The organism is Priestia sp. P5_B4, assembly GCF_056400385.1.
On sequence record NZ_JBFULJ010001077.1, the window covers coordinates 1 to 1147 of the forward strand.

2 protein-coding genes are annotated in these 1147 nt (G+C 40.6%); both read left to right on the forward strand.

Going from position 1 to position 1147, the window contains the following annotated elements; all coding sequences use genetic code 11:
- The coding region (locus tag AC1DRF_RS28925) for a diaminopimelate decarboxylase family protein (RefSeq protein WP_477742428.1) at positions 1-780 on the forward strand (780 nt) is incomplete at its 5' end.
- A gap of 52 nt (positions 781-832) precedes the next feature.
- A partial coding sequence (locus AC1DRF_RS28930) for a cation:dicarboxylate symporter family transporter (RefSeq protein WP_477742429.1) occupies positions 833-1147 on the forward strand: 315 nt, incomplete at its 3' end.

Genomic DNA, 1147 nt, shown 5'->3' on the forward strand with positions numbered 1-1147 from the left:
GACCAAGCCATGAAAGCGGTAAGTTCTGCGTTAGAAAAGCCTTACTACGATCTTTTAGGCATTCATTGTCATATTGGTTCGCAAATTTTTGAAGTAGATGGTTTTTCTCGCGCCATTGATATTTTAACTGATTTCTTATTCAGCATTCGTGATAAAATGGAATTTGAAGTAAAAGTTTTAAACGTAGGTGGTGGTTTTGGTATTCGTTATACCGAAAGCGACTCTCCTCTTCCAGTTGAGTATTATGTAGATGCACTGACAGAAAAGCTAAGCCGCACGTTAACTGAACAGAATTATACCCTTCCAGAAGTCTGGATTGAGCCTGGAAGAAGCATCGTAGGAGAAGCAGGTACAACGCTTTATACAATTGGATCAACGAAGGAGATTCCAGGTGTACGAAAATACGTAGGAATTGACGGCGGTATGACCGATAATATCCGTCCTGCTCTTTACGATGCAAAACATGAAGCTGTCTTGGCTAATAGAGTGACGGATAAAAAAGATGAAACAGTATCAATTGCGGGTAAATGCTGTGAATCAGGAGATATGCTTATTTGGGATATTGATTTACCGCGCGTTAATCAAGGAGATTTATTAGCAGTGTCCTCTACAGGTGCCTACAACTATTCAATGGCTAGCAATTACAACCGTATTCCGCGCCCTGCTGTTGTATTTGTGAAAAATGGAGAAGCTCGTCTTGCTGTAGAGCGAGAAACATACGAAGATTTGGTGCGTAAAGATGTAAAGCCAGTCGTTACTACGTATGCAATGAGCAAATAATAGCTGTTCTTGCGTAGTAAAAAAGCTATTATTGTTTGGAGGAAATCTAACTATGGTTTTAAGTGTATTTAAAACGTACAGATCATCGCTTATTCTGCTTCTCGCTATTTTAATTGGCGGGATAGCAGGATATGCTATTGGCCCCGATGTGGCAGTCGTGAAGCCTTTTGGTGATTTGTTTCTCAATTTGATGTTCATGATTATCGTTCCCCTTGTCTTTTTTAGTGTGGCTTCGGCGATCGCAAACATGAACGAAATGAAGCGTCTTGGTAAAATTATGCTAGGAATTGCCGTTGTGTTTGTCGCCACTGCTGCTGTTTCAGCCGTTTTAGGCTTTTTAGGCGCATCACTTTACAATCCGCTACAT